Below are 19,696 nucleotides of genomic sequence, written 5' to 3' on the forward strand. Positions count from 1 at the left end.
CCCGTGCGCCGGACCCTGTCGAACCGCTCACGGAGACGGTGGCTCGGTGGTTGACTGCCTTGCATGCCGGCATTCGAGTTCGACGTGGACGCGTCGATCGCGGCCGGGTGGGACCGTTTCGCCTCCCACCTGGCCGATCTACTGCGCGACCTGGTCCCCGGCGCGATCTTCGACCTGGCGGTACCCGTCCTCGGTGCGCCCTCCGCGCACACGCCGTACATCCGGTTCACCGCCGTCGCCTCCGGGCGGGTCGACGCCGAGGTCTCCGGCGGCGGTTCTGAGGACACCCCCACCCCCCTGCGCCCCGCGCAACTGGCGCAGCTCTCGGCCCTCGGATGGCAGGCCGCCGACACGGGTCGTGAACCGGATCCCGCCGCCGGCCCACGTGTCAGCCTGACGACGGACCGGGCCCGCGAGCTGTCCCACCTCGTCGCCGGGACCCTGGAACAGGTGTTCGGGATCCGACACCCGGTGTTCCTGCACGATGTCACCGACTCCGATCCGGATGACCTCGTCGGCGCGTGTCCGGTCGAGCCCGGGGCTCCGGACGGGGACCCGGACGGGGACCCGTCCGACGCCGGGAGCCCCCCGGGCGGCGAGGATGACTTCCGCCCGCAGCCGATCACCGATCCGGACCAGGCGACCCGGGCTGTGGAAGCGGCCCTCACCGAGGTCTACCGGCGGCGCGTCCGGGCCGACGAGCACGATGTCTTCACCGTCCCCGCCGGGTGCGTCCTGCTCTTCGTGCGCGCGCACCGTTCCCTGCCGCTCATCGTGTTCCGCAGTCCGCTGGTGTCGGCGGTGGAGGACGCAGCCGCCGCGGAGACCGAGGTCGCGATCCTCAACCGCGACTCCTTGTGGTGCCGGTACGTCTTCGACGGCGAGGCGATCACCGCCGAGTCGGAGTTCGTCGACCGGGTGTTCGTGCCGGTCAACTTCAAGATCCAGCTGGCCGAGATCTCCGCGGAGCTCGATGACGTCTACCCGGACCTCGTACGCCGGGTCGCGGGCAAACACTCGCGGGACCTGCGAGCCTCCGATGACCCCGACCCCGACGGGCCGTAGGATCAGGGACTGCCGGGACCGGCCCGGCGCACGATCCCGCCACAGGAGCGCCCCTATGCGTCGCGCCGCCCTCGCCGCCGTGATCACGGCGGCGACCGTGTTGACCAGTGCCTGCTCTCCGTCGCTCCTCGGCGACGACGACGACGAACGCGCCGTGCCCGTCCCCACCGCCGAGCCCAGCGGCCCGCTGCCCTCATCCCAGCAGTTCGACCGCCCGTTCCCCGTCTCGGGCGATCTGTGGGACGCCACCGTCACCGTGTCGAACCTGCGGATCGAGCCGTCCTCCGCGTACTCGGACGCCGTGCTGGTGGTGGATGTCCGTGCCGTGCAGTCGTCCGGGCAGCCCGAGCTGGGTCCGGCCGACTTCTCCGCCTTCGACCCCTCGGGACGACCCTTCGAGCGGATCCAGAACCCCGCGGGAATCGTCGACGACCCGCTGGTCCCCTCGGTCCTGGCCACCCCCGGCGAGGAGATCCGGGGAATGGTGGCCTGGACGGTGCCCCGCGGTGTCAGGATCGGCCGGATCGATGTGACCACCCCCGGCACGATCGGTTCGTTCATCGTGACCCGCCAGCCGGACGACCCCGCCCGGTCCTAGTCGCCCGCGGGATCCGACCCCGTCAGGTACGTCCAGCGCCCGCCCCTGCGCTCGAACAGCGACCGTTCCCGCATCACGGTCGGGCCCTCCGGGCCGGTGTACCGCGCTTCGAACTCGACCACCCCGTCGTCGTCGCCCTCATCTCCGGCGACCACCTCCACGACGGTGAGCCCGGTCCACTCCACGTCGGATGCCTCGACCGTCGGCGGTCTGGTCCGGGGATGCCACGTGCGCCAGAGATGGTCCGTGTGCCCCAGCACGAACGCCGTGTACCGCGACCGCATCAACCGCTCGGCGGTGCGCGCCGGAAGGCCGTCCTCGACGATCGGACCGCAGCACGTCCCGAACCCGTCCCCACTGCCGCACGGGCATGCGCTCATCGGTCCACTCCGTTCACCCTGCGATCCGATCCGATCAGGTTACCGCCGTCGCACCGGGCGGCCACCGACCCGCCCCGTACCGCCACCGGACGCCGCGCGTCCACCCCCGGCCTTCCCGACGGTCTATCCTCGCTGGTGACATGACTGGTTTCGCTTCCCTCCGCTCGCTCGCGCGACGCCGCCCGGACCCCGACCTCGCACCCCTGCGCGTGCGCTCCTGCCGCGACCTGTGCAATTGGAACGAGACCCCGGTCGAGCGTCGGGGAGAGCCGCTGTTCGCGTGCCGCGGATGCGGATCCCAGTGGGTCCCGAGTGAACCGTGGACCCCGCGCGAGGCCACCGGGGAGATCCCCCGGGCCGTCCTGGACCTCCTCCGGTCCGACGACTGACCACCCGGGGTACGACGTCACCGTCCGCTATAGAGTCGGACCATGACCACGACCCCTCTGTCCCCCCTCTCGTCCGCCGGCGCCGGGACCGTCGACTCGATCCTGCGACGGTCCGCCCGCCGGTTCCCCGACCGGGTCGCCCTGACCTTCGCCGACCGTCGCTGGACCTACGCCGAACTCGACACCGCCGTCGACCGGGTCGCCTCCCTGCTCGCCGGTCGCGGGCTCGACGACGGTGCGCGGATAGCCGCCTACGGGGTCAACTCCGACGCCTACATCATCGGCTTCCTCGCGACCTCACGGGCGGGATACACCCACGTGCCCGTGAACTACGCCCTGACGGGCGGAGAGCTCGAGTACCTCCTGACGGATTCCGGCGCCTCACTCTTGCTGGTCGACCCCGCACAGGCGCCGACCCTCGAGACCGTCGTCCAGACCCTGCCGTCGCTGCAGACTCTCGCGCTGCAACCCGCCGCCGGGGACCCCGTCGACGGCACGCTGCTGGGCGCGGCAGTGGATCGGGGCGAGGCCCGGCCCGTCGACTCCCCCGCATCCGGGAGCGACCTCGCGCAGCTCCTGTACACCTCGGGCACCACTTCCCGGCCCAAGGGCGCCATGATGACGCACTCGGCACTGGCGCACGAATACGTCAGCTGCATCCTCTCCCTCGACCTCGCAGCGGATGACGCACCACTGGTGACGATGCCGCTGTACCACTCCGCGGCCATGCACGTGTTCGCGATGCCCTACCTCTCGCTGGGGGCGACGGTGCACCTGATGGCCGCGCCCGACATCCCGGAGATCCTCCGGCGCGTCGAGGAGGACGGGATCGGGTCGCTGTTCCTCGCCCCGACGGTCTGGGTTCCGCTGGCCTCCCACCCCGACCTCGACACGCGTGACCTGTCGAGCCTGCGCAAGGCCCAGTACGGCGCGTCGATCATGCCGGTCACCGTGCTGCAGCGCCTGCGCGACAAGTACCCCGAACTCGGTTTCTACAACTGCTTCGGGCAGTCCGAGATCGGGCCGCTGGCGTGCGTCCTGCGTCCCGAGGAGCACGATGCACGCCCGGCCAGTGCCGGCCGTCCCGTCTTCTTCGTCGAGGCGCGCGTCGTCGACGAGAGCGGTGCCGAGGTCGCGGCCGGCGAGCAGGGCGAGATCGTCTACCGCTCCCCGCAACTGTGCCAGGGGTACTGGAACAAGCCCGAGGCCACGCAGGAGGCGTTCCGCGACGGGTGGTTCCACTCCGGGGACCTCGTGGTGCGTGACCCGGAGGGGTTCGTCGAGGTGGTCGACCGGATCAAGGACGTCATCAACACCGGCGGTGTCCTGGTGGCCTCCCGCGAGGTGGAGGACGCCGTGTACCGGGACGAGCGGGTCGCCGAGGTCGCCGTGATCGGCACCCCGGATCCCAAGTGGATCGAGGCGGTGACCGCGGTCGTCGTCCTCAAGGACGGAGCTCACGCCACGGAGGACGAGATCGTCGCGGGCACGCGCGAGCACCTCGCCCCGTTCAAGGTGCCCAAGCGGGTGGTGTTCGTCGATGAACTGCCCCGCAACCAGTCCGGAAAGCTCCTCAAGCGGGAGTTGCGGCAGGACTGACACGCCTCGGGGCGGTCAGGCGATCCGGGCCAGGACCTCGCGTGCCACCAACGCGGGGGCCTGTTCCGGTATCCAGTGACCGAGGTCATCGAGCGGGACGAAACGGTACTCGGCCGTCACCCGCTCCGCCGTCGCGTCGGCCCCGCTGCGCGCGACCGCGGGATCCTGCCCGCCCCACAGGAATGTAGTGGGGACAGTGACGTCGGGGAGGTCGTACCTCCGCATCGCGCGGTACCAGTGCAGGGCTGCGGTCAGGGCCGAGCGCTCCCCGAACACCTCGAGATGCCTGTCCACCAGATCCGGCGGTACCTGCCCGCCGAACATGGCACGCAATCGGTGAGCATCTCCCTCGAGGAGCACGTCCTCGGCCTTGCCCTCCTGTCGGAACAATCCGAAGTACGCCGACCGGGCCTGCTGATCGGGATCCGCCCCGATCGCGTCGGAGAACGCCGCGAGATGCGGGATCGAGATGGCCGTGAGGCTGGCGACCCGATCGGCGTGGTGGGCGGCCAGCCACCATGCCACGGACGCCCCCCAGTCATGACCGACCACGTGGACACGCTCGAGCCCCAGACTGTCCGCCACGGCGAGGGCGTCAGCCGACAGGTGCTCGATGGCATAGTCCGCCACATCGTGCGGACGCGCTCCGGGCGAGTATCCACGCTGCATGGGGGCCACCACCCGGACACCCTGAGTCACCAGGTCCGCGGCGACGCGTTCCCATTCCCACGCCGACTCGGGGAAGCCGTGCAGGGCCACCACCGTCCGCACCGGTGCAGTGTCGGCCGCGTGGCCGTCCGGCTCCCACACCAGGACGTCGAGGGTGCCTACCGGGACGTCCACGGTCGTTCTCCGGGGTTCCATGGAGCGGACCCTAGCGCGCCACCGGGTCAGCGCGGGCGGGTTCCCCGATGCGTCCGGTCGGACGCGCCCGAGCAGTCGGCCGGTGCCCGCCGGTCGTGCCACTCCCGGACGAGCCACATCTCGATCACCAGCGGGTCGACGGCCGCCTCGCGCGCCCACGCGGCGACCACGTCCAGGTAACGCTGGTAGCGCCGTGGGGTCAGCCGGGAGGACGAGTCGATCTCGGTCCACCCGGCGTGGATCAGGGTGCCGATCCCCGCCGGATCGACCGGCACGATATCCGGCGCCGACCAGGCCATGCCCAACGACGACAGGTACAGCGACGCCAGGGGGTACCCCAGGTCGGGAACGCCGCGCCCCGCTCTGCCGGCGGGAGCCCCGTGCCGCAGGAGGTTCATCGCCTCCACCGGCGCGTCGAGCCAGTCCACCACCTCGTGCAGCACGAGTGGGTATCCGTGGGAGGAGACCGATACCCGACCGTGCCGGTCCCGCTCGGCCACCCGGAAGTCCGGCAGCCCGCGCCTCACCCCCGATCGCGACGGGTGGCCGGACAGCCAGGCGGCGCACATGTAGAGCGCCACGACGGATTCCTCGAGACTGCCCCGGGCACGCCGACCCGCCGCCCACAGGTCGCTCCTGCGGAGGTACCCGGGCCCGGACTCGACCCGCCCGCCGTCGAGGCCACCGGCGACCAGGCGTAGGTCGACGCCCTTCTCCGCGAGGCGCAGGTTCCACAGGTCCAGATCGATCCCGACGTACTCGTCGGCGACCAGCAGCGCGGGAGGCTGCGCGCGGCACCACTCGCGGCAGGCCGCGGGGAGTGCGGGGATCGGGTGGGGTCCGGTCGTCGTCATGCCCCGTACCGTGTCATGCGGGTACGACAACACCGGACCCCGGCGCCGGTTCAGTCCTGTGCGAACGCGTCCAACGGCGGGCAGGAGCAGACCAGGTTGCGGTCGCCGTAGGCCCCGTCGATCCGGCGGACGGCCGGCCACACCTTCGGGCGCCAGGTCGACCCCAGTGGGTACCCCGCGACGCTGCGCGGATAGGCGTGCGTCCACTCGTCGGCGGACACGCTCTCAGCCGTGTGGGGCGCGCCCCTGAGCGGGTTGTCGTCCACCGTCCACTCACCGTCAGAGACGCGGTCGATCTCGGAGCGTATGGCCGCCATCGCATCACAGAACGCGTCCAGTTCGGACAGGTCCTCGCTCTCGGTCGGCTCGACCATGAGCGTGTTGGGCACCGGGAAGCTCATGGTGGGCGCGTGGAAGCCGTAGTCGGCGAGACGCTTCGCGACGTCGTCGATCGAGATGCCGACCGAGTCGATGAGCGAGCGCAGGTCGAGGATGCACTCGTGGGCGACCCACCCGCCGTCACCGGAGTACAGCACCGGGAAGTGCTCCCCGATACGCCGGGCCAGATAGTTCGCGCTGGCGATGGCGGTGAGCGTGGCCCGGCGCAGTCCGTCGGCCCCCATCATCCGCACGTACGCCCACGTGATGGGCAGGATCGACGCGGAGCCGAACGCGGCCGAGGAGACCACTCCACCCGAGCCCAGGCCGTCCTCGTGGGGATGCCCGGGCAGGAAATCGCGCAGATGCTCGGCGACCGCGACGGGGCCGACTCCGGGGCCACCGCCACCGTGGGGGATACAGAAGGTCTTGTGCAGGTTGAGGTGGCTCACGTCGCCCCCGAACCGGCCCGGACGTGCGACCCCGACCAGCGCGTTGAGGTTGGCCCCGTCGATGTAGACCTGACCCCCGGCATCGTGGACGATCGCGCAGATCTCCTCGATGTCGTGCTCGTAGACGCCGTGTGTGGACGGGTAGGTGATCATGATCGCCGACAGTTCGGCGCCGTACTTGTCCACCTTCGCGCGCAGGTCGTCCACGTCGACATCGCCGTTCTCACGGCACGCCACCACGACGACCTTCATCCCGGCCATGACCGCGGAGGCGGCGTTGGTGCCGTGGGCGGACGACGGGATGAGGCAGACCGTCCGGTCCTCCTCCCCGCGCGATCGGTGATAACCGCGGATCGCGAGGAGTCCGGCGTACTCGCCCTGACTACCGGCGTTGGGCTGCAGACTGACCGCCGCGTACCCGGTGATGTCGACGAGCCACTGCTCGACATCCGCGACGAGTTCGCGGAGTCCGGCGCTCTGGTCCGCGGGGGCGAACGGGTGGAGTCGGTTGAACTCCGGCCACGTGATCGGCTCCATCTCGGTGGTGGCGTTGAGCTTCATCGTGCACGAGCCCAGCGGGATCATGGTCCGGTCCAGCGCCATGTCCTTGTCCGAGAGCGCACGCAGGTATCGCAGCATCGCGGTCTCGGTGCGGTACCGCACGAACGCGTCGTGCTGGAGGAACTCGCTCGTGCGATCCCCGTGTCCCGGGTCCACCGAGATCTCGACGGCCCCGACGGCACCTGCGCCGAATGCCTCGAGCACGATCCCGACGTGCTCGGCGGTGGTGGCCTCGTCACACGCGATCGACACGGAGTCGTCGTCGACCTTCCACAGATTTACCCCACGCTCGGCGGCGGCGGCCAGTACCTCATCAGCGCGTCCCGGTACACGGGTCAGGACCGTGTCGAAGAACGCGTCGTGGACCACCTCGACCCCGGCCGAGCGCAGTGCCCGGGCGAGAGCATCGGCGTGGGCGTGCACCCGGCGGGCGATCGCCGAGAGACCGTCGGCGCCGTGATAGGACGCATACATCGCGGCCAGGACCGCCAGGAGGACCTGGGCGGTGCAGATGTTGGACGTCGCCTTCTCGCGACGGATGTGCTGCTCACGGGTCTGGAGGGCGAGCCGGTACGCGACCTGTCCGTCGGCGTCTGTCGACACCCCGACCAGTCGACCCGGCAGGTTGCGGGCGTGCGCGCTGCGGCACGCGAGGAATCCGGCGTGCGGCCCGCCGAAGCCCATCGGGACCCCGAAGCGCTGGGTGGTGCCGAAGCACGCGTCCGCGCCCTTCTCTCCCGCTGGGGTCAGGACCGTCGCCGCCAGCAGGTCGACACCCGCGGCGACCATGGCGCCCCGTTCGTGGCACTGCTCGATGAGCCGGGACACGTCGGCGACACGACCGGACGCGCCGGGGGTCTGCACGAGCGCCCCGAAGAACTCGCCCTCGGGCAGGCCGTCGTCCAGCAGGTTTGCCGTGACCAGTTCGATGCCCAGGGGCTCCGCGCGGGTGGCGAGGATCGCCGCGGTCTGGGGGAAGATGTCGGTGTCGACGGCGAAGCGGGGGCTCTTGGAGGAGCGGTTGGCCCGTCGCAGCATCGTCATAGCCTCGGCCGCGGCCGTGCCCTCGTCCAGCATGGAAGCGTTAGCCATGTCCATACCGGTCAGGTCAGAGACCATCGTCTGGAAGTTCAGGAGCGCCTCGAGACGGCCCTGGCTGATCTCCGGCTGGTAGGGGGTGTAGCCCGTGTACCACGCCGGGCTCTCGATGATGTTCCGGATCAGTACCGGCGGAGTGAGCGTGTCGTAGTAGCCCTGTCCGATCATCGACACGGCGACGGTGTTGCGGTTGGCGAGTTCGCGCAGCGCCGCGAGGGTGTCCGCTTCCGACAGCGGCTCCGGTAGGGCGTCGATCCCCTCCGCGCGCCCGTCCGGTCCCACCTCGTCGAGGATGACCGAGGGCACGGCCCGCTCGGCGAGTTCATCCAGCGAACCCACGCCGATGGTGTCGAGGATGCGTTCCAGGCCGTGGGCGTCGGGGCCCAGATGGCGGGCGACGAACTCGCCTCCGGTCCGGGCGGTGTCAGGGGTCGTCGTCACAGGTGCTCCTCAGGTGGCGGGGCCGCCCGGAAAGGCGGCCTGCGGGCCGGTGCTACCCTCTCCGCTCTGTCCCCTGCCGGACGGGTGCCGGCGCCTGAGAGATTCACCGGGCCGCGTGTGCGGCCCCGGCTTTCCCCGTGGGCGGGTGGTCTGTTCCACCGCTCTCCAGAGGCGTTAGGCGACTACACGGTCCGGGTGCCTGAGAGATTCTCGGAGAGGAGTTGCTCCTTCGGCGCCCGCGACCGACAAGGCCGCGGAGCTCTCCCGTGAGTCGCGTGAACGCATGGCCGAGTCTAGACCACCGGCGCCGATCAGCCCGTGCGGCGTGAGGCGCGAGCGCGCCGACGGGCCGCCAGCTCGTCCTCCACCGGTGCGAGGATGTCGTCCTCGGAGACCGTCTCCGCGGGGAACTCGGCGATCGACCCTGCGAGTTCACGCATCGCGCCCCCGATACCGATGCCGAACACGCCCTGCCCGCCCTGGAGCAGGTCGAACACCTCCTCCTTGGAGGTGCACTCGAACACGGTGCGGCCATCCGAGAACAGGGTGATGGTCGCCAGATCCTCCACGCCCCGTGACCGGATCTGATCCACGGCCTTCCGGATGTTCTGGAGCGAGATACCGGTGTCGAGCAGCTGCTTGACGATCTTCAGGACGAGGATGTCCTTGAACGAGTACAGGCGCTGGCTACCCGAGCCGGCCGCATTGCGGATCGACGGCACCACGAGGTCGGTGCGTGCCCAGTAATCGAGCTGCCGGTAGGTGATCCCGGCGATCTGGCATGCGATCGGGACCCGGTACCCGCTCGTGCCGTCCGGGATCCCGTCATCGGGGAACAACCCGGGCTGCACCTCGTCGAAGGAAGCCTGGGTGCCCTCTCCTCGGTCCCCGAAGAGACTCTCCGTGTTCGTATCGGCGACGGACGGCTCCGAGACCCGGGTGTGGTCGGCCACGATTGCTCCCTCAAGCTGCGGGTGTCGCCACGATCGTGACGACACGGTACCGGGCGGCGAGGCCCGGATCCTGGACGCGTGAACACCATCGGTGTAGTTCACTGAGGGCAACGCTATGCCCGCCGGGGGCCCTGATCAATAGGACACGCGGTAAACCTCAACCTCAAGTTGAAGTTTAGAGTCTGTCCTGACCTGCGAACTGGTATCGGTGTGGCCATTGTGAATGCCAAACTCGCAGTTCGCAGGCGTCAGGACGATGACCCGCCCGGTTCTCTGGGCGCCTCCGGCCCGCCGAGAAAATCGTCAGGGTTCACCTGATCGAGGAACTCCCGGAAGGCTTCGACCTCTTCCTCGCCCTGCTCCACGAGGGAGATCCCCACCTCGTCGAGCACCTCCCGGCTCACGAGTACCGGCGAGGAGGTCCGCAGTGCGACCGCCACCGCGTCGGACGGGCGCGCGGACACCCTCGTGTCGCCGAAGACCAACTCCGCGAAGAACGTCCCCTCGGACACTCCGATGATCTCCACCTGCTCCAGCGGATGCGAGAAGGTGTCCAGTAGCGCGGCCACGAGGTCGTGGGTCAGCGGCCTGCTCGGCCGCACCCCCTGCTGTTGGAGGCTGATCGCCGCGGCTTCGGCCGCCCCGATCCAGATCGGTACGTACCGGCCACCGTCCTTCTCGTGCAGGATCAGTACGGGTGCGTACTCCGGCTCCTCGAAACGGACGCCGACGATGTCGACCTCGCGCATGTTCTTTCCCATGTTCTCCGCCTCTCCCACGTCTCAAGCGTAGCCCCGATCCGGTTCACCGCGAGCGGGCGCTGTTCCCGTCAGGACTCGAGGGCGTGCCTCACGGCGACGGTCACCAGGGTCGAATGGAGCGACACCGACAGTGCCGCGATCTCCCGCGCCAACTCCGCGGCCCGGTCACGGGCATCGGCATCGCCCTGGCGAGCCACCGGGCCGGCGATCTGGGTGATCAACCCGGTCTGCCGATCCGCCGCCGTGCGGAACCCCCTGAGGTGACGCACATCCACCCCGTGCGCGGCCAGGTCGTGCGCGGTCCGCGCCACGAGCACCGCCTCCGGGTCGAAGAACCCGCCGGGGCCCGCGGCGATCAGGCCCGCGTCGATCAGCGCGTCGACCAGAGCGGCGTCCACCCCGGACTGCTCGACCACGTTCTCGCGGGTGAGCCTCTTCAGGGTGTCGCTTCGGAAGTCGTCCGGGGTCGACCCGGGGACGCCGTCCTCGCCGGGCCGCGGCCGCAGCGCGGTGGTCGACCCGTCGGCGATGCCGGCGTCCAGCGCGTCGAGCTCCTGCCGGATCACCTTGAGGGGCAGATACCGATCGCGCTGGGCGGTCAGGACGTACCGCAGCCGCTCGCGGTCCTCGACGCTGAAGCGCCGGTACCCGCTCGCGGTGCGTTCAGGGGTGACCAGCCCCTCGTTCTCGAGGAACCGGACCTTCGACACCGTCAGGTCCGGGAACTCCGCACTCAGAAGTGCGATGACGCCCCCGATGGAGAGGTACTCCTCCCTCGGGGCGCCCTGCCCGGCGGCGGTCACTGCCCGGGCGTACCCGTCAGGAAGACGAGACGGAACTTGCCGATCTGGACCTCGTCGCCGTTGGACAGCGACGCCGAGTCCACGGGCTCACGATTGACGTAGGTACCGTTCAGCGACCCCACGTCGACGACGGTGAAGGTCTCGCTCTCGCTCCGGAACTCGGCGTGCCGCCGGCTCACCGTCACGTCGTCGAGGAAGATGTCGCTGTCCGGGTGCCGTCCCGCGGACGTGGTGGCCTGGTCGAGCAGGAACCTCGACCCCGCGTTGGGGCCACGCTTAACCACGAGCAGCGCCTGCCCCTCGGGGAGCCCCTCGACACCGGTGACGGCGGAGTCGGACTGGGCCGCCTGCTGGTCGGATTCGTTGAGGAGCTCGGCACGGAACACCGAGGTGGTCTCGGCGGTCGCCTCGGGCATGTTCTTGTTCTCGGTCACGTTCGTATCTCCTCGTCCGAGCCCAGCGGGGGCTCACCGTGCGGTGCTGTTGATTCTATGTCGGAGTCCCCGGTCGCGGGGCCCGGGGGCGGCGACTACCCGCTCAGCCCTCGGTGATCTTGGCGTACCCGTCCGAATCGAGGGTCTGCTCGAGCTGGGACTCCAGGTCGTCCACATCGGCGATCTCGAGGACGACGATCCACCCCTCACCGTACGGATCCGAGTTGACCAGTTCGGGAGACGTCTCGAGGGCGGTGTTGACCTCGACGACCTTGCCGCTCAGTGGCGCGTAGAGGTCGGACACGCTCTTCGGCGACTCGACCTCACCGAAGGGCTCACCCGACTCGGTCTCCCCACCGACATCCGGGAGTTGGACGAACACGATGTCGCCCAACTTGGACTGCGCGTACTCGGTGATTCCGATGCGCACGCGGGTGTCCGACACCCGCTCCACCCACTCGTGCTCATCGGTGTACCGGAGCTGGTCGGGGATGTTCTGATCGCTCACTGACGCGCCCTTCTCGAGTGGCTCACTTCGAATTCCATCTGGCGACATTACACACCGTCGGGCGCCCCCACATCAGCCGATCGGACCCCGCGCGGGGGAACCGCCCGCGCGATCCTCGACGCCTGCCAGACGTAGATGCCCCCACTCCAGGCGTACAGGCCGACACCCCAGTACAGGCACGCCTCCCCCACGAGTTCGAAGGCCTGGCCTCCCGGTACTCCGGCGTGGCCGGTCAGCAGCAGTGGGAGCGACCAGAACAGGGCGAAGGTCGCCGCCTTGCCCAGATAGGTGACCTCGGGGTCCAGCCCGCGCCGGCGATAGACCGGGAGCGTGGCCGTCAGCAGGAGATCACGCGCGATCAGCACCACCACGATCCACACCGGGATGTATCCCGCCACGGCGAAGGAGACGGGGACGGCGGCGACGAGGATCCTGTCGGCGATCGGGTCCAGACGCTCACCCCAGGTCGAGCGCATGTTCCACAGGCGGGCGATCTTGCCGTCGAGCCAGTCCGACACCACCAGCACCCCGAGGAGCCACAACGCCAGGGGTGGGTCATCCCACGCGAGGATGCTCAGCACGAGGACCGGGATCAGGGCGATGCGCCCCAGGGAGATCGCGTTGGGCAACGTCCAGAACCGGTCGCTGACCTCCGGAACCCTCGCGGGCGTATCGGGCCCCAGGCCGGGCGGGACCGCCGCGGACAGGTGGCCGTCCCGCGGCGGGGGGATCCTGGCCCCGAGGACCTTGCCCTCGCCGGTCCGCCATTCCCGGAGGTCGGTCTCCCGTCGACCGTCACGCGCCGCACTCATCGGAACGTCGACATCATCCCGGAGAAGACGGTCCCGCCGGCCGCCATCGGGTTGTCGTGGACCATGTAGGTCCAGGTCGAGGTGGGCCGTGCCATGGAATTGGCCTCGAGGTCCACCCCGGAGGCGGTGAACTCGATCTCGGCGAACGTGGTCTCGGACTTGCGGACCGCGTCGGAGGCGAGATCGCGGAAGTGGTCGATCGCGATCCGGTGGAACTCGTCGAGGGGGTTCTCGCGTCCCAGCGCGCGGAGGTGGATCGACTCGCGGACGTCGTTCATCGTCTCGAGATGTCGCGCCCAACCACGGTCGAGATGCCACAGCATGATCTCGCGGCATCCCTGCACCACGGCGTCGCGGCCGTGCGCCTCCACCAGTCGGGCACTCCGTTCGGGATCATGTGCCGTGAGTTCCTCGAACGCCTTGTCCGTGCGGAGCAGCGCGGCACGTCGCTCGGCGAGGATGTCGCGCTGCTCGGCGAGGAGACGGCTGTAGCGCCAGGTGTTGGCGTGGATCTCCAGCATCTGTCCCTCGGTCACCCGCTGCGCGTGATCGACGGCGTCACGACCGCGATTGCCCTTGAGCAACCCGGTGATCCGGTCGTGGGCGGTCGGGATCTTCTCGGGTTCGAGCGCCGAGGTCACCACCGGGTCGTCCATGGACGCGAAGAACACCGAGCTACCCGGGTCGCCCTGACGCCCCGCCCGTCCTCTGAGCTGGTTGTCGAGTCGCTCCGTCCGGTGTCGACCGGTACCCACCACGTGCAGTCCGCCGAGCTCCACGACCTCGTCGCGCCGCGACTCGTCGGAACCACCGAGCCGGATGTCCGTCCCGCGGCCGGCCATCTGGGTGGAGACGGTGACGTTCCCCACGTCGCCCGCCTCGGCGATGATCGCCGCCTCCTCCTCGTCGTTCTTGGCGTTGAGGACCGCGCAGTCGACACCCTTCTCGGCGAGCCGCGCGGCCAGTTCCTCGGACTCGGCCACGTCGTGTGTGCCCACCAGGACCGGCTGGCCGGTGGCGTGGACGCTCACGATGTGCTCGACCACGGCGCGAGTCTTGCTGTCGGTGTCGATGTAGGTCCGATCGGCCTCGTCGAAACGGATGTTCGGCGCATTGGAGTCGATCTGGGACACGCCCAGGGAGTAGAACTCGCGCAGCTGGGCACCGGCGGCGAGCGCGGTACCGGTCATGCCGCACACCTTGTCGTACCGCCCGATGAAGGCCTGGACCGTGAGACTGTCCAGAATCTGGCCCGCTTCGGACACCGGGACGCCCTCCTTGGCCTCCACGGCGGCCTGGAGTCCGTCCGGCCACCGCTGGAGCTCGGCCACGCGCCCGCGCGAGGCGTTGACCAGTTGCACCCGTCCGTCGCGGACGATGTAGTCCACGTCCCTGCGCAGGAGGAAGCACGCGTGGAGGGCCACGTTGACCTGCACGAGGGTGGTACCGACGTGGTCGGCGTCGTACAGGTCGGCGATGCCGAGTTCGGTCTCGATGGCCTCGGCACCGTCCTCGGTGAGGAAGATGTTGCGCCGCTCGGAATCGGTCTCGTAGTGCCGCCCCGGGCGCAGCTTGCGCACCGCGGCCAGGACCTCCCCTGTCGGCGCCTCCCCGGACGTGGACCCCGCCAGCACCAACGGCACGAGAGCCTCGTCCACCAACACCGAGTCGGCCTCGTCCACGAGGGCCACGTCCGTCGTCGGGGAGATGAGGTCCGACGGGTTGGTCACCAATTGCTCGCGGAGGACGTCGAAACCGATCTCCGAGACCGAGCCGTAGGTGACATCGCAGCCGTAGGCGTCACGCCGTTCATCGCGTGTCGAGGATTCGGTGACGTGGCCGACCGACAGTCCCAGCAGCTCGAACATCGGGCCCATCCAGCGGGCGTCCCGGGCGGCGAGGTAGTCGTTGACGGAGACGACGTGGACGGTGTGTCCCTGGAGGGCGTACCCCGCCGCCGCCACCGCCCCGGAGAGGGTCTTGCCCTCGCCCGTCGCCATCTCCACGACATCGCCGGAGAACATGCGCAACGCGCCCTGGAGTTGGACGTCGAACGGCCTCAGCCCCACCGTCCGGTCGGCGGCCTCCCTGGCCAGTGCGAGGAAGCGGGCGAGGTCCTCGGGAGGATCCCCGAAGAGCTGCAGGTCGTGCGCCGTGTCCGCGAACTCGCCGTCGTCCAGTCCCGCCGCCCACCCGTCGTACTCGTGCGAGGCCTCGACCGCGCTCTGCGCGCGCGAGGTGTCGCGTCCCTGGGTGGAGCCCATGAGCTTCCAGAAGCGGTTGGCCAATCCCACGCGTGGAGTCCTTCCCGGTCACGAACAGATGCGTCCACCGTACGCAGGCGGGACGCGGGCGGGGACGTGCCCCGCCGGTCACGGCGTCTAGCGCTCCGGGTCGATCTGGCCCCGCAACCGCCGCATGGCTTCCGTCGAGAGCATGCGATCCCCCGCCCGGGCCGCGAGATTCTCCGCCACCACGTCCGCCGGTGAGGGGCGGTAGGGCGTCGCGGGCGATGCCACACCGTTGTCGCGCGCGATCCCGGCGAGGCGTTCCGCCTCCGCCACCGCGGCATCCGCCCGTGACTCCACCGACTCGACGAGCTCACGGAACGCGACCGCCCGGTCGACGACCTCTACCCACACCCCGTCGATCGACGTGCCCATGCCGGTCAGGGTGGTGAATCCGTCGCTCGCAGGCGGTACCCCGGCCGTGGCCGCCGCTTCACGAAGTCGACACAGGTCCCCGGCGAGTCCGACCACCTCGGCCTCGGCATCGAACTGTAGCCGGATCTCCTCGACCGACCGTCCGCCCCGCGCGTAGGCGCGGGACAACCGGTCGTACAGACCACCGACCTCCATGAGCGTGGCCGTGTACATCTCCGGGATCCGGCGCCGGTCCGCCCGGATGTGCGGGAGCGAGGGCAGCGACTGGACAACCGACTGCACCCGCTGTGGCAGCACCACCCTGCCCATCTCACGCTGACCCCTGGCCGCGGCGACGGTCCCGAGTTCTGCGAGGGTCCGGGGCACGAGCGGAACGGCGGCCATCGTCGGCGTCGACGCCAGTGCGTCGAACAACCGGCCGCGGTCATCGGTGTCCAGGTGCACACCGCGTCGACGGTCGGCGCGGATGTCCTTCACCCGGAACGCCCAGACGCCGGTACCCCGTGTGAACCCGGTCCGCAGGACGAGATACCTCCGATCGAGATCCGCCAACCGGGTACGCAACGCCATGCGCAACATGGACGGCACCGGGGTGCCGAGGATCCGTCGGAGGTCGTGACGTTGTTCCTCGATGATCCGGACCTGGTGGAACCCGTTGACCGTCGGGAACGGGAGATTACGGTGCAACCGGGCCAGGACGACGTCGCCGACGCGGGGCTCGACCAGCCCGCAGGCCACGAGCAACGCGGCCCTGTCGGACAATTCCGCCACCGGGGCCTGCCCCTCCCCCCGGCACATCCGGTCGACGTCGGACACGATCCGGTCCCGTGCCGTCTGTGGCGTGCGCTCGTCGGCCATGCCCCTCCTCGCCCGCGCGTCCGGCGCGCGGCTCTTCTCACGGGATACCTATCGGATACAACGGTAGGCCCCGGCCCCGTGTTCCCCGGCGCCACTTCCGGGTCACCGTCACCCACTCAGGATTCGAGGTGCCTTTTCAACCCGTTGACAGTGTTGTCGACGAGCCCCTTGATCACACGTCGGCGCAGTAATCCCGGTAGGGGGAGATTGTGGTGGATGGTCAGGCGGAACGAGACCGAGGTCGACCCCGGGCCGGTCTCCACGAGGTCGTACACCCCCTCCTGCCCGGTCTGGAGCCGCCCCTCGACCATCGACCAGTCCAGACCGTCGTCCCGGTGCTCGTACGTCAACACGTAGGCGTCCGTGCCCACCGTGGCCGACGCCTTGAACCGGGCGGTGGCGGGCAGCCCGTCGTCCTCATAGATCTCGAGGACCTCGGCTTCGAGGATCTCGGGGACCCACTCGGTCTGCCCCTCGAGGTCGCGGATCGTCTCGAGGACCGTGGCCAGTGGCACGGCGATCTCAACCGTCCGAGTGGCGGTGTCAGTGGGCAACGGAGGCCTCCCCGTAGTAGCCGAGTCGGAGTAGCTCGGTGAGTTCGGCGACCATCGGCATCCGTGGGTTGGTGCGATTGCTCAGGTCCTGGAACGCCGTCATCGCCAGTTCCGGCAGCGCCTCGAGGAAGTCGTGCTCGGCGATGTCGAGCTCAGCGAGCGTACGGGGAATCTCCAGACGGCGCAGGAGCGCGTCGACTCCGTCGAAGAGCCGACGCCGGCTCTCCTCGGGCTCGCGACCGCCGAACACGACGCGGCCGAGCTGGGCGTATTTTTCCGGTGCGATGTAGGCGGAGTACCCCGGGGCCGGCATGAACTTGGTGGGCAGACTCGCGTTGTATCTAAGGGTGTGCGGCAGGAAGATCCCGTTGGCACGACCGTGTGCGATACCGAACCGGGCGCCGGTCGCGTGCGCGAGGGCGTGGTTGGTCCCGACGAACGCGTTGGAGAACGCGAGGCCGGCGAGCGTGGCCGCGTTGGACATGTCCGTCCGTGCCTCGAGGTCGTCCGGGTCGTCATAGGCCCGCGGGAGGGCGTCGAAGATCAACCGGGCGGCCTGCACGCAGAACGCGTCGGTGTAGGGCGAGGCGAAGATGGACGCCGCCGCCTCGAGCGCGTGGGTCAGTGCGTCCACGCCCGTGTCGACCGTCAGGGTGCGGGGCATGGACAGCGTGAGCACGGGGTCGACGATCGCCATGTCCGGCACCAGCGAGTAGTCGACCAACGTCTCCTTGCGGTCGCCGACGGTGAGGACCGCGGCGGGTGAGACCTCCGATCCCGTCCCGGAGGTCGTCGGGACCGCCACCAGTCGCAGGGTGTGGGGTTCCTGTGGGTATTCGGCCATCCGTTTGCGGGGATCGAGGAACGGAAGTGCGAGGTCCTCGAGCCGGACCTCCGGATGCTCGTAGAAGAGTCTGATCGCCTTGGCCGCGTCGATGACCGACCCGCCGCCGATCGCGATGAGCAGGTCGGGTACTGACTCACGGAGCAGGGCGACCCCGCGGTGGATGGTGGCCTCGTCGGGCTCCGGCTCGACCTCGCTGAACACGCGCAACCGCTCCACTCGGAGGTTCCTCCTCAGTTCGTCGACCACCCCCCTCTGTTCACTGAGCACGTCGGTGACCACCACCACACTGGTGCAGGGCACCTCGCGCAGGTTCTCGAGTGCACCTGCGTTGAAGAACGTGTTGGCCGGGACGCGGAACCACTGGGGTGGGGTGCGTCGGTGGGAGACGGTCTTGACGTTGAGCAGCTGCATGTAGTTGACGTTCTCCGTGGTGCTCGAGCCTCCCCACGTGCCGCAGCCCAGGGAGAACGTCGGGGTGAGATTGTTGTAGATCCCACCCAGCGCACCGACGGCGGTGGGGGCGTTGACGAGGATCCGGCCGGTACGGACGGCCAGCCCGAATGCGTCGACGACATCGGGATCGCGCGCGTAGATCGCCGAGGTGTGGCCGAGACCCCCGTGTTCGGTCACGAGCACTGCGGTGTCGATGCCGTGGGCGGAGTCCGGAGACCGGACCAGACCCAGAACCGGCATGAGTTTCTCCTGCACCAACGGATGTAGAGCGAGTTCCTCGAGATCCGACGGCAACTCCGCCAACAGGATCTTCACGGAGGGATCGACCGTGATGCCCGCGCGAGCGGCCAGTTCGGGCGCCTGCTGGCCCAACGCCTCGAGGTTCACCCTGTCGCCGCAGCCGAAGGCGAAATCGGCGATCGCCCTGGCCTCGTCGCCGGAGAGCAAGTGGGCGCCCATCCTCCGGAACTCGGTCACTGTCTCGTCGTAGATCGGGTCATCGATGATGCAGGTCTGCTCGGCGGGGCAGATGACCGACGCGTCGAACGTCTTGGAGATGAGGATGTCCACAACGGCGCCTTTGACGTCGGCTGTCCGGTGCAGATAGATGGGCGCGTTGCCGGGCCCCACCCCCAGGGCGGGCTTGCCGGCAGAGTTGGCGAGGGCGACGATCTTCTGCCCACCGGTCACCCAGATGAAGTCGACCCCGGGGTGCGCGAACAGGTAGTGCGTGACCTCGTGCGCAGCGTCTGGGATCACCTGGAGTGCGCCCGGCGGCATGCCCGCCGCCTCCGCCGCCTCGCGCAGGATCTCCACGGTCCGCTCACACGACCGCACGGCCACAGGCGACGGGCGGAAGATGACCGCGTTGCGGGTCTTGGCCGCGACGATCGCCTTGTAGAGGACAGTCGAGGTTGGATTGGTGACCGGGGTGATCGCCAGGACGACCCCGATCGGCTCGGCGACGAGCTCGATGTTGCGGGCGAAGTCCTTCTCGATCACGCCGACGGACTTCTTGTCCTTGAGGTAGTCGTAGAGGAACTCGGTGGCCACGTAGTTCTTGACGACCTTGTCCTCGAACACCCCGAAGCCGGTCTCCTCGATCGCGGTCGCGGCGAGCTCCCCCGCTGCGCGGATGCCCGCCCGCGACATGGCTTCCACGATCGTGTCGACCTGGTGCTGGTCGAGCGCGCGGAACGACTCGGCCGCTTCGGCCGCCGCGTCGACAGCTGAATCAACCATGACGCGGTCGACGTTCGGCCATTCCTCGGCGCCCCGAGAGTGGTCAGGCGGTATCTGGACCTCGGTCATGAGTGCTCCCCCATCGTGGCGACAACCGCCTCGATGCCCCGACCGTACCCGCATGAATAA

General features: G+C 69.5%; 18 protein-coding genes and 1 riboswitch. Of the genes, 4 read left to right on the forward strand and 14 right to left on the reverse strand.

Translation table 11 applies throughout. From position 1 onward, the window contains the following. The first annotated feature begins 63 nt into the window (after positions 1 to 63). Both AC3DEV_RS07185 and AC3DEV_RS07190 read left to right on the forward strand, forming a co-directional pair. Entirely contained in the window at positions 64 to 1,065 is a 1,002-nt protein-coding gene (locus tag AC3DEV_RS07185) for a TY-Chap domain-containing protein (RefSeq protein WP_488371674.1), read from the forward strand. A 55-nt stretch (positions 1,066 to 1,120) separates the two neighbouring features. Then, positions 1,121 to 1,663, forward strand: a complete 543-nt coding sequence (locus AC3DEV_RS07190) for a hypothetical protein (RefSeq protein ID WP_488371675.1) — start codon at positions 1,121 to 1,123, stop codon at positions 1,661 to 1,663. Here AC3DEV_RS07190 and AC3DEV_RS07195 read toward each other — a convergent pair. Then, positions 1,660 to 2,043, reverse strand: a complete 384-nt coding sequence (locus tag AC3DEV_RS07195) for a YchJ family protein (RefSeq protein ID WP_096905534.1) — start codon at positions 2,041 to 2,043, stop codon at positions 1,660 to 1,662. The two genes, AC3DEV_RS07190 and AC3DEV_RS07195, sit on opposite strands and share 4 nt — an antisense overlap. 140 nt (positions 2,044 to 2,183) lie before the next feature. Between AC3DEV_RS07195 and AC3DEV_RS07200 the strand changes: the two genes are divergently transcribed. After that, entirely contained in the window at positions 2,184 to 2,432 is a 249-nt protein-coding gene (locus tag AC3DEV_RS07200; RefSeq protein ID WP_488371676.1) for a hypothetical protein, read from the forward strand. Positions 2,433 to 2,474: 42 nt separating this feature from the next. Next, positions 2,475 to 4,031 carry a fatty acyl-CoA synthetase gene (locus AC3DEV_RS07205; RefSeq protein ID WP_488371677.1) on the forward strand — a complete coding sequence of 519 codons (1,557 nt, stop codon included), beginning with the start codon at positions 2,475 to 2,477 and terminating at the stop codon, positions 4,029 to 4,031. A 15-nt stretch (positions 4,032 to 4,046) separates the two neighbouring features. Here AC3DEV_RS07205 and AC3DEV_RS07210 read toward each other — a convergent pair whose 3' ends face one another. The 13 genes from AC3DEV_RS07210 to adhE all read right to left on the reverse strand — a co-directional run bounded on the left by AC3DEV_RS07210 (position 4,047) and on the right by adhE (position 19,636). Continuing rightward, positions 4,047 to 4,895: an alpha/beta fold hydrolase gene (locus AC3DEV_RS07210; RefSeq protein ID WP_488371678.1), complete on the reverse strand. Its 849-nt coding sequence runs from the start codon at positions 4,893 to 4,895 to the stop codon at positions 4,047 to 4,049. Positions 4,896 to 4,921: 26 nt separating this feature from the next. Next, positions 4,922 to 5,749, reverse strand: a complete 828-nt coding sequence (locus tag AC3DEV_RS07215) for an 8-oxoguanine DNA glycosylase OGG fold protein (protein WP_488371679.1) — start codon at positions 5,747 to 5,749, stop codon at positions 4,922 to 4,924. A gap of 50 nt (positions 5,750 to 5,799) precedes the next feature. Beyond that, positions 5,800 to 8,679, reverse strand: a complete 2,880-nt coding sequence (gcvP, locus tag AC3DEV_RS07220) for an aminomethyl-transferring glycine dehydrogenase (RefSeq protein WP_488371680.1) — start codon at positions 8,677 to 8,679, stop codon at positions 5,800 to 5,802. A gap of 177 nt (positions 8,680 to 8,856) precedes the next feature. After that, a riboswitch (glycine riboswitch) is annotated at positions 8,857 to 8,956 on the reverse strand. Positions 8,957 to 8,990: 34 nt separating this feature from the next. Continuing rightward, on the reverse strand, positions 8,991 to 9,632 hold the full coding sequence (locus AC3DEV_RS07225; RefSeq protein WP_069390214.1) for a MerR family transcriptional regulator: 642 nt from the start codon (positions 9,630 to 9,632) through the stop codon (positions 8,991 to 8,993). A 248-nt stretch (positions 9,633 to 9,880) separates the two neighbouring features. Then, positions 9,881 to 10,381 carry a bifunctional nuclease family protein gene (locus AC3DEV_RS07230; RefSeq protein WP_096907250.1) on the reverse strand — a complete coding sequence of 167 codons (501 nt, stop codon included), beginning with the start codon at positions 10,379 to 10,381 and terminating at the stop codon, positions 9,881 to 9,883. An 80-nt stretch (positions 10,382 to 10,461) separates the two neighbouring features. Next, the gene (ftsR, locus tag AC3DEV_RS07235) at positions 10,462 to 11,196 is read right to left on the reverse strand and encodes a transcriptional regulator FtsR (protein WP_488371681.1); all 735 of its coding nucleotides are present in this window, start codon (positions 11,194 to 11,196) and stop codon (positions 10,462 to 10,464) included. After that, on the reverse strand, positions 11,193 to 11,612 hold the full coding sequence (odhI, locus tag AC3DEV_RS07240) for an oxoglutarate dehydrogenase inhibitor Odhl (protein ID WP_172812138.1): 420 nt from the start codon (positions 11,610 to 11,612) through the stop codon (positions 11,193 to 11,195). The genes ftsR and odhI overlap by 4 nt, the downstream gene beginning before the upstream one ends. A 121-nt stretch (positions 11,613 to 11,733) precedes the next feature. After that, a complete protein-coding gene (gene gcvH / locus AC3DEV_RS07245) occupies positions 11,734 to 12,138 on the reverse strand; it encodes a glycine cleavage system protein GcvH (protein WP_067715784.1) in 405 nt (134 codons plus the stop codon). A gap of 47 nt (positions 12,139 to 12,185) precedes the next feature. Beyond that, positions 12,186 to 12,950, reverse strand: coding sequence for a CDP-alcohol phosphatidyltransferase family protein (locus AC3DEV_RS07250; protein WP_259820298.1), 765 nt, complete (start codon positions 12,948 to 12,950; stop codon positions 12,186 to 12,188). After that, positions 12,947 to 15,244: an accessory Sec system translocase SecA2 gene (secA2, locus tag AC3DEV_RS07255; RefSeq protein ID WP_488371682.1), complete on the reverse strand. Its 2,298-nt coding sequence runs from the start codon at positions 15,242 to 15,244 to the stop codon at positions 12,947 to 12,949. Before secA2 ends, AC3DEV_RS07250 begins: the two co-directional genes overlap by 4 nt. An 87-nt stretch (positions 15,245 to 15,331) precedes the next feature. Beyond that, a complete protein-coding gene (locus AC3DEV_RS07260; protein WP_488371683.1) occupies positions 15,332 to 16,471 on the reverse strand; it encodes a hypothetical protein in 1,140 nt (379 codons plus the stop codon). Positions 16,472 to 16,587: 116 nt separating this feature from the next. Beyond that, complete coding sequence (locus AC3DEV_RS07265) at positions 16,588 to 17,025, reverse strand: SRPBCC family protein (RefSeq protein WP_154830652.1); 438 nt, start codon at positions 17,023 to 17,025, stop codon at positions 16,588 to 16,590. Then, positions 17,015 to 19,636, reverse strand: a complete 2,622-nt coding sequence (adhE, locus tag AC3DEV_RS07270; RefSeq protein WP_488371684.1) for a bifunctional acetaldehyde-CoA/alcohol dehydrogenase — start codon at positions 19,634 to 19,636, stop codon at positions 17,015 to 17,017. Before adhE ends, AC3DEV_RS07265 begins: the two co-directional genes overlap by 11 nt. Positions 19,637 to 19,696: the final 60 nt, after the last annotated feature.

The organism is Dietzia sp. IBK-p2-15D, from assembly GCF_057773105.1.